We start from the raw sequence: 9,132 nt of genomic DNA, 5'->3' as shown, positions 1-9,132 counted from the left end.
CCGCCATAAAGAGACACCGGGGCCGCAGGCCCACCGACGAGCCGCGCGCCCTCGTGGTAGCGCTGCGCGAGGAGATCGACGATCGAATCGGTGACGCCGAGCGGCGCGGCGACCCCGTCGGCACCCGCGTCGGCGAGCCGGGAATGGAACAGACCGGGCGCGAGCAGATACGAGGCGATGAACACCCTGCGCGCCCCCTGCGCGCGCAGGGTGTCGACCACCTCGGGGACCCGGGGTGAACCGGTGGCGACATATGCGACGCGCACGGTGGTGCGGACCAGCGAGGACAGCATGCGGGCGGCGCTGCGCACGTCGCGCAGCGCACGCGGATCGGACGATCCGGCGGCGGCGAGGACCACTGCGTCCCCGGGGCGCCATCCGGCGGCCTCGAGCCGCTGCACGAGCACCTGAGCAAGGATCGGGTCGGGGCCGAGGGCTCCGGTCACCGACACCGCGGTGTGCCCGCTCGCCGCGACCTCCTGCGGCACGTCGCTGTGCACGTGGTAGCCGGACGCGAGGAACGCCGGCACCAGCACCGTGGGGCGGGACGAGTCGCGCAGGACCTCCGCCGGCGACGGACCGAGCACGTCCACGAACGCGACGCGGGTGGAGCCGACCCGCCCGGCGACGGCGTCGGCGAGCGAGGCGATCATGTCGACACCGCGCGGATTGCGGGTGCCGTGGGCGACGAGCAGCAACTGGGGTCGAGTCATCAGCGCATATCCTCCGGGTCGACGGCGAGGCGGTAACCCCGCTTGACGACGGTCTGCACGATCGCAGGCGCGCCGAGCGACGACCGCAGTCGTGCCACGGCGGTCTCGACCGCGTGGGTGTCTCCCCCACCGCCGGGAAGAGCGGCGAGCAGCTCCTCGCGCGCGACGACCCGTCCGGGACGGGACGCGAGCGTGCGGAGCAGGGCCATTCCGGCCGGGGCGAGGCAGCGCTTCTCCTCGTCGACGATGACGCAGCGTCCGCGCATACCCAGGACGTGCCCGCCGGCTTCGATGCGGACCGCCCGGCGGGGTAGTTCTTCGGCGAGGTGCCGGGCCAGGGAACCGAGCCGGGCCCGGGCCGGCATGGTGACCGGCACGTCGAGTGCGGCGAGCGGCGCGGCCGTGACGGGGCCGACGCACACGGCGGTGACGCCGCTGCGCATCGCGCGCAGCACCAGTTCGAGCATCCCGGTCTGCTTGGCCCGCATCAGCAGGGACGCCACAGCCGGTGCGCTGGTGAAGCTGACCGCGTCGAGCCCGTAGTCGGCGATCTGTTCGATGAGCCGGTCCAGCGCGGTCGGATCCTCCGGCGGGGTCCACCGGTAGACCGGGACGGCGACGACCTCGGCACCGGCCGCGCGCAGTTCCTCGCACAGGTCGGCGCCGGGTTCCCATTCGGTGCGCTCGCCGTGCAGCTGCACCGCGATGCGCTGCCCCTCGACGCCCTCGGCGAGCAGGTGGGCGAGCACCTCGGCCGACGATTCCGATGCCGGGGACCACTCCTCCCGCAGCTCGGCGGCGCGGATCGCGCCGGTCACCTTCGGGCCGCGCGCCAGAATCCGGCTGCCGCCGAGGGCCTCGGTGAGATCCTCGGACAGGCCCCAGCCCTCCGCCGCACCGATCCAGCCCCGGAATCCGATCGCCGTGGTGGCGACCGTGATGTCCGGCGGGTTCGCGATGATGTCGCGGGTGACCCGTTCGAGCTCGGTGTCGTCGGACAGCGGGATGATGCGGATCGCCGGGGCGAGGACGACCTCCGCGCCGCGGCGGGTGAGCAGCGTCGTGAACTCCTCCGCGCGGCGCGACGCGGTCACCCCGATGGTGAATCCCCGCAACGGCTCGGTGCCGTCGCTCACGAAAGCTCGCCGGCGTCGGCGGCGCCCGTCATCCGCTTGCTGTGGATCTGCACCACGCCGGCCCAGACGCGCACGTCGTACACCGGCAGCGACACCTCGGGGTCGTCGAGGCAGCGACCGTCGTTGAGCGAGAACACCTGCTTGAGCAGCGGGGAGGCCACGGTCGGCTCGCCCGCCCGGTCCCCGACGAGTCCGCGCGACATCACCGCGGCGCGGGCGTACGGATCGATGTTGCCGACGGCACGCAGCGTGCCGTCGTCGAGCAGGAACAGCGCCACCTGCTCGCCCCCGCGCAGCAGTACCGCGACTCCACAGCCGGGTACCAGCCGGCTGAGCGGGCACGCAGACGTCCATTCCAAGCGGCCGTCGAACACGCTCTGGCGCGTCGTTCCCGCTGCGCCATGCATCTCGATGACGGTCATAGGTCCTCCCTCGAAAGTACTGACGAAATCATCCGGGTCCGGTGTTTCGGGCGAGTTACCCGGAGATTCCCGGCCGGTAAGCGGGCATCCCGACCAGGACGGGAACCTTCCGCTTCCCGGTCTCGTCGAATTGAACGGTCGGGTCGGCCTCGTCGGGTGCGTTGACGAACGAGACGAACCGGGCGAGCTTCTCCGGGTCCTCGAGCACGCCGGCCCACTCGTCGCGGTAGCCCTCGACGTGCTTGGCCATCGCGGCCTCGAGTTCGGCGGCGATACCGAGGCTGTCCTCGCACACGACCTCACGGAGGTGGTCGAGACCGCCCTCCATCGCCTCCAGCCACGGCGCGGTGCGCTGCAGCCGGTCCGCGGTGCGGATGTAGAACATCAGGAACCGGTCGATGTACTTGACGAGGGTGTCGTCGTCGAGACCCCCGGCGAGCAACTGCGCGTGCTTGGGCGACTGGCCGCCGTTGCCGCACACGTACAGGTTCCAGCCGCTCTCGGTGGCGATGACACCGACGTCCTTGCCGCGGGCCTCCGCGCATTCGCGGGCGCACCCGGAGACACCGAACTTGAGCTTGTGCGGTGAACGCAGACCGCGGTAGCGCAGCTCCAGGTCGACGGCCATCCCGACGGAGTCCTGCACGCCGTACCGGCACCACGTCGAACCGACGCAGCTCTTCACGGTCCGCAGCGACTTGCCGTAGGCCTGACCCGACTCCATGCCGGCGTCGACGAGCCGCTTCCAGATCAGCGGCAGCTGCTCGACGCGCGCACCGAACAGGTCGATCCGCTGGCCGCCGGTCATCTTCACGTAGAGCCCGAAGTCGCGGGCCACCTCGCCGATCACGATCAGCTGTTCCGGGGTGCACTCGCCGCCCGGCATGCGCGGCACCACCGAGTAGGTGCCGTTCTTCTGGATGTTCGCGAGGAAGTGGTCGTTGGTGTCCTGCAGACCGGCCTGCTTCGGGTGCAGAATGTGGTCCGAGTCGGTGGAGGCGAGGATCGAGGCGACCACCGGCTTGCAGATGTCGCACCCGGAGCCCTTGCCGTACCTGGCGATCAGCGCGGAGAACGTGCGGATTCCGGTGGCCTGGACGATCTCGAACAGCTCGGCGCGGGACTGCTCGAAGTGTTCGCACAGCGCCTTGCTGAGCTCCACCCCGGACGACGCGAGCAGCTGCTTGATGGTCGGCAGGCAGCCACCGCAGGTGGTACCGGCGTTCGTGCACGCCTTGACCTGCGCGATGTCGCAGGCGCCCTCCGAGATCGCGCCGCAGATCGTGCCCTTCGTGACGCCGTTGCACGAGCAGACCTCGGCGTCGTCCGGCAACGAGCCGGCGCCGGGCTTCTCCCCGGCCGGGGAGATCAGGGCCGCGGGGTCGCCGGGCAGCTCCCGCCCGACGAGCGGCCGCAGCGACCCGTACGCCGAGGCGTCGCCGACGAGGATGCCCCCGAGCAGGATCTTCGCGTCGTCCGAGACGACGAGCTTGGCGTAGGTGCCCTTCGCGGCGTCGGACAGCACCACCTCGAGCGCACCCGGGGTGGTCGCGTGGGCGTCACCGAAGCTGGCGACATCGACGCCGAGTTCCCCGGCGCCGACCTGTCCACGAAGCTCAAGCTGCTCGGCGTCGCCGCCGAGCAGACGGTCGGCGACGACCTCGGCGGTGCTGTAGCCGGGGGCGACGAGGCCGTAGCAGGTGCCTTCGACGGCCGCGCACTCGCCGACCGCGTACACCGACTCGTCGGTGACGCTGCGGCAGCCGATGTCGGTGAGGATGCCGCCGCGTGCGCCGACCTCGAGGCCGGTGTCGCGGGCGAGCGCATCCTGCGGGCGGACACCGGCCGAGAACACCAGCACCGAAGCGTCGATGACGGAACCGTCGGACAGTTCGACCTTCAGCCCTGCGGGACCTTCGGTGATCGCCGAGGTGCCGACCCCGGTGTGCACGGTCAGGCCCAGGTCGGTCACGAGCCGGGCCAGCACGTTGCCGCCGCCCTCGTCGACCTGCAGCGGCATCAGCCGGGGCGCGAACTCGACGACGTGCGGCGTCATGCCCATCAGCTTCAGGGCGTTGGCGGCCTCGAGGCCGAGCAGGCCACCGCCGACCACCACACCCACGGCACCGGGTCCGGCGGCGTCGGCCGCGGCCCGGATGCCGTCGAGGTCGTCGAGGGTGCGGTAGACGAACGTGCCGGGCAGGTCCTTGCCGGGGATCGGCGGCACGAACGGATACGAACCGGTGGCCATGACCAGCGCGTCGTACCCGATCACCTCGCCGCCGTCGGTGGTGACGGTGCGCGCGGCGCGGTCGATCGCCGCGGCGCGCGTGCCGAGCTTCAGGTCGACGAGGTCGTCACCGTCGTAGGTGTTGCCGGCGAGCGCGAGTTCCTTCGCATCCCACGAGCCGACGTAGGAGGACAGACCGACGCGGTCGTAGGCAGGCTGCGTCTCCTCGCTCAACACCGTCACCGACCAGGTGTCGTGCTCGTCGCGGGCACGCAGCGCTTCGACGAAGCGGTGTCCGACCATTCCGTGTCCGACGACGACAACGTTCTTGCGGCTCATGGGATTTCGCTTTCTCTCGTGCAGGGTGGATCAGTGCCGGGGTACGGCGTCAGACGACCGGGACGGACGGACGGTCCGCTTCGGCGGTCTCGGTGACGGCCGCCGTGCGGGGGGTGCGGAGGAAGACCAGCCAGGTGACGGCGATGCACACCAGGTAGAAGGCCCCGAAGACCCAGAAGGCCATCGTCGCGGACTTCGCCTCGCCGGCGTAGGAGGCGCGGAGCACCAGGTTGATGCCGACGCCGCCGAGCCCGCCGATCGCGCCGGCGAAGCCGATGAGCGCGCCGGACATGGTGCGCGACCAGACGGCCTTGGCTGCGCGGTCGAGGTGGTCGAGGCTCTGCGCCTTGGCTTCGAAGATCGACGGGATCATCTTGTACACCGAGCCGTTGCCGATACCCGACAGCAGGAACAGTGCGATGAAGCCGAGGACGTAGGCGGTCATGATGCCGCCGGTGGGGGCGCCCGCCGACGCGTCGTCGAGGACACCGGCGACGATCAGGACACCGGCCGCCAAAGCCATCGCGGCGAAGGTGACCATCGTGATGCGGCCGCCGCCGATGCGGTCTGCGAGCTTGCCGCCGTAGGGACGGGAGATCGAACCGAGCAGCGGGCCGATGAACGCGATCTGCGCGGCGTGCAGTGCCGCCTGGGCGGGCGTGTCACCACCGGCGAGGAAGTTGATCTGCAGGACCTGGCCGAACGCGAAGCTGAAGCCGATGAACGAGCCGAACGTGCCGATGTAGAGGAAGGACACGATCCACGAGTCGCGGAACTTCAGGGCCTCGCCCATCGCCCGCAGGTCCGCCTTCTGGCCGCCGAGGTTGTCCATGAACAACGCCGCTCCGACCGCCGCGACACCGCACGCCACCAGGTAGACGGCGCACACGATCCACGGTTCGGTGTTGCCGACGGTGGCGATGACGAGCAGACCGATGAGCTGGACGACCGGCACACCGATGTTGCCGCCGCCGGCGTTGAGTCCGAGCGCCCAGCCCTTCAGTCGCTGCGGGTAGAACGCGTTGATGTTGGTCATCGACGAGGCGAAGTTGCCGCCGCCGACACCGGCGATCGCGGCGACCAGCATGAACGTGGTGTACGAGTAGCCGGGGTTGAGCATCAGGTAGAGCGTTGCCAGCAGCGGCACGAACAGCACCAGCGCGCTGAAGATCGTCCAGTTGCGGCCACCGAAACGCGCCGTCGCGACGGTGTAGGGAATGCGCAGGAGCGAGCCGACCAGTGTCGGCACCGCCACCAGGAAGAACTTGCCGGCGGCGTCGATGCCGTAGACGGGGGTGGGCATGAACAGGACCATGACCGACCAGATGGACCACACCGAGAAACCGACGTGCTCGGCGATGACGGACCAGATCAGGTTCCGCTTCGCGATGTCCTTGTTACCGGACTCCCACGCCTCGACGTCTTCGGCGTCCCAGTGCTCGATGTTGTGCTTCCGCGCGAATTTCGCTCGCAGCGTTTCGTTTTCGATAGTCGCAGCCACCCCGCCCCACCTCTCTCGGATTCGTGATGAACCCAAGGTAGGAAGTGGGTGTTGCCGCGGTGCTGCCCGCGGTGACCTCCGCGTCAAGAGTTTCTCACTCACGCGCAGGCCACGCTGTGAGGGCGAACTACAGCAACAGCCGCACCAGATCGGAGGTGTGCGCGAGACCGGGGAACGCCTCCTCGGTCGACCGCGGATGCAGCGCGTGCACGGCCAACCGGAACATCACGGCACGCAACAGCATCTGGGGCCACTCGGGCAGATCGTCCCAGCGGCTGATCAATGCGTCGTCGGCGCCACCCCAGGACAGCGCGTCGACGACGGCCACGGCCGCCGCCCACGACGCGGGCCGCCAGTACGGCGTGATGTCGGTCAGCCCGGGAGCGGCCCGGCCCGCGAACAGGACGGTCCCGAACAGATCGCCGTGCACGAGCTGGTCCGGCAGATGGACGGGTTTACGGAAGGTCGCGAGCTGATTGATGAGATCCAGGCTCTTGCGTCCGTCCGGTGTGGTGGTCTCCGGCGCACCGGCCGCCCGCGCCGAACGCATCGGCACGGTCTCCCAGGCTGCCCGGTCGGCGGCGACGAACACGTCGACGTCGGCCCACGGCGCGACCGGCGGCTGCATCAGGAACCGGGGACGCTCGAGTTGCGAGGTCGCGGCGTGCAGACGCAACGACAGCGACACCACCTCGTCGTGGCGCGGTTCCGAGGTGCCGACGATGTAGGTGTCGGCGCGCCACCCGGACACGACGTATCGGCCGTCCGTGGAACGGACCGGGCGGGCCAGACGCAGCCCGTCGACGCTGAGTGTCTCGCGGACCTTCGCCGACCACGCCGCGCGGGCGTGATCGGCCACCGGAGAGAGCACCACGTCTCCACATCGCCAGCCGCCGTCCCAGTCCGAGCCGAGCGGTACCGGTTCGACGTCGCGGAGGCCGAACGTGGAGCGCACGTGCTGCGGGGGTTCGAGTGAGCTCACGACGCTCACCGTACCGTCGTGCACGGCGCGATCCGGGAAGGCACTCCGTTGTCGATGATCACAGGATCCTGCGCCCACAGAATTCTGTGACCGGGGACAACGTGACAGTACTCAGTACAGCGGCAGCGAGGGATCGACCTGCTGTGCCCACGCGACGACCCCGCCCTGCAGGTGGGTCGCGTCCGCGAATCCGGCCCGTTTGAGTGCGGCGAGCACCTCCGCGGACCGGATACCGGTCTTGCAGTACGCGACGAGCGGAACGTTCTGCGGAAGTTCCGCGAGTGCCTCACCGGACAGGATGCGGTCCTTGGGAATCAGGCGGGCGCCGTCGATGTGCATGATGTCCCACTCGACGGGTTCCCGGACGTCGATGAGCGCGAGTTCACGGCCGGAGTCGAGCATGTCGCGCAATTCCGTTGCGGTGACGGTGGATTCGGCGGCGGCGGCCACGCCCTCCTCGGACACCACCCCGCAGAACTCGTCGTAGTCGACGAGTTCGGTGACCGGGACGCGGCCGGGATCCCGGCGCAACGTGACGGTCCGGAACGTCATCGAGAGTGCGTCGTAGATCATCAGCCGGCCCAGCAGGGTGTCACCGATACCGGTGATGAGCTTGATCGCCTCGGTGGCCATGATGCACCCGACGGTGCCGGGCAACACACCGAGCACCCCGCCCTCGGCGCACGAGGGCACCATGCCGGGCGGCGGCGCCTCCGGGTACAGGTCGCGGTAGTTCAGGCCCACCCCGCCCGGCGCATCCTCCCAGAACACCGACACCTGACCTTCGAACCGGAAGATCGATCCCCACACGTACGGCTTGCCGGCGAGGATCGCGGCGTCGTTGACGAGATAGCGGGTCGCGAAGTTGTCGGTGCCGTCGACGATGAGGTCGTACTCCCGGAAGATCTCGACCGCGTTGGTGGTGTCGAGGCGTACCGGGTGCAGACGAACCTCGACGGTGTCGTTGATGCCGACGATGGTCTCGCGGGCGCTCTCCCCCTTCGACCGGCCGACGTCGGCCTGTCCGTGGATGATCTGGCGCTGCAGATTGGAGCTGTCGACCTCGTCGAACTCGACGATGCCGATCGTGCCGACCCCGGCCGCGGCCAGATACAGCAGTGCCGGGGACCCGAGGCCGCCTGCGCCGATGAACAGCACCTTCGCGTTGCGGATCCGCTTCTGTCCGGTGACCCCCACATTCGGGATGATCAGGTGCCGGCTGTAGCGGGCCACATCCTCCCGCGTCAGTTCGGCGGCGGGTTCCACCAGCGGTGGCAGTGCGGTCACGACAGGCTCCTCGGCGCGCTCGACGGTACGACGCCCATTCTCACATCAGGCGCCGCGACGGGCCGGACGCCGGGTTCACCCGCGCGGGAACGGCCAGGGATTGAACCGGCAGATCAGCCCGTCCGCGGGTACGACTCCCCCGGGATCGACGCGGGCGATGTCGTCGTTCGCGACCCCGAACGTCTGCTGCATCATGATCGGCGCGAGGCCACCCTGGCTCCGGCACGGTTCGTGCGCGGCGAAGCCGATGGCGTGCCCGATCTCGTGGTTGATCTGATACTGCCGGTACGAGCCGATGTCGCCCTGGAAGGCGACCGCGCCGCGCACCCACCTGGCCTCGTTGAGCAGCACCCGCTCGGCGCCGGGGTTGAAACACGATCCCTCGAGGGGGATGTCGAAACCGCAGTACTGACGGATGCTCATCTGCGAGGTGAGCGAGACCCGGAAGTCGGGGTCGCCGGTGTCGACCCGCCGGAACGCGAAGTCGGGGCTGTTCGTCCAGCTCTTCGGGTTGGCGAGGGT

8 protein-coding genes are annotated in these 9,132 nt (G+C 69.8%); all 8 read right to left on the bottom strand.

What is annotated here, in order from left to right; genetic code table 11:
- Nucleotides 1-713, bottom strand: a 713-nt coding sequence (locus tag I0Q12_RS15705; RefSeq protein ID WP_197252795.1) for a sirohydrochlorin chelatase, incomplete at its 3' end; no start/stop codon positions are given.
- Nucleotides 713-1,849, bottom strand: coding sequence for a uroporphyrinogen-III synthase (locus I0Q12_RS15700; protein WP_197252794.1), 1,137 nt, complete (start codon nt 1,847-1,849; stop codon nt 713-715). The genes I0Q12_RS15700 and I0Q12_RS15705, both read right to left, overlap by 1 nt.
- Nucleotides 1,846-2,271: a nitrite reductase small subunit NirD gene (gene nirD / locus I0Q12_RS15695; protein WP_197252793.1), complete on the bottom strand. Its 426-nt coding sequence runs from the start codon at nt 2,269-2,271 to the stop codon at nt 1,846-1,848. The genes I0Q12_RS15700 and nirD overlap by 4 nt, the downstream gene beginning before the upstream one ends.
- 55 nt (nt 2,272-2,326) lie before the next feature.
- On the bottom strand, nt 2,327-4,840 hold the full coding sequence (gene nirB, locus I0Q12_RS15690) for a nitrite reductase large subunit NirB (RefSeq protein ID WP_197252792.1): 2,514 nt from the start codon (nt 4,838-4,840) through the stop codon (nt 2,327-2,329).
- A 49-nt stretch (nt 4,841-4,889) separates the two neighbouring features.
- Nucleotides 4,890-6,341, bottom strand: a complete 1,452-nt coding sequence (locus I0Q12_RS15685; RefSeq protein WP_197252791.1) for a nitrate/nitrite transporter — start codon at nt 6,339-6,341, stop codon at nt 4,890-4,892.
- Between the two features lie 127 nt (nt 6,342-6,468).
- Nucleotides 6,469-7,323: a TIGR02569 family protein gene (locus I0Q12_RS15680; protein WP_197252790.1), complete on the bottom strand. Its 855-nt coding sequence runs from the start codon at nt 7,321-7,323 to the stop codon at nt 6,469-6,471.
- A gap of 111 nt (nt 7,324-7,434) precedes the next feature.
- A complete protein-coding gene (moeZ, locus tag I0Q12_RS15675) occupies nt 7,435-8,610 on the bottom strand; it encodes an adenylyltransferase/sulfurtransferase MoeZ (protein WP_197252789.1) in 1,176 nt (391 codons plus the stop codon).
- A 75-nt stretch (nt 8,611-8,685) separates the two neighbouring features.
- The coding region (locus tag I0Q12_RS15670; RefSeq protein ID WP_197252788.1) for a DUF3152 domain-containing protein at nt 8,686-9,132 on the bottom strand (447 nt) is incomplete at its 5' end.

This window comes from Rhodococcus sp. CX, from assembly GCF_015865005.1.
Classification (GTDB): domain Bacteria; phylum Actinomycetota; class Actinomycetes; order Mycobacteriales; family Mycobacteriaceae; genus Rhodococcus.
The sequence above is the reverse complement of the archived record's forward strand: the minus strand, read 5'-3'. Positions and strand labels throughout refer to the sequence as shown.

Excerpts from the sequence above, each read along its gene's own strand:
- nirD (WP_197252793.1), bottom strand. The coding sequence starts at position 2,271 with ATGACCGTCATCGAGATGCATGGCGCAGCGGGAACGACGCGCCAGAGC.
- nirB (WP_197252792.1), bottom strand. The coding sequence starts at position 4,840 with ATGAGCCGCAAGAACGTTGTCGTCGTCGGACACGGAATGGTCGGACAC.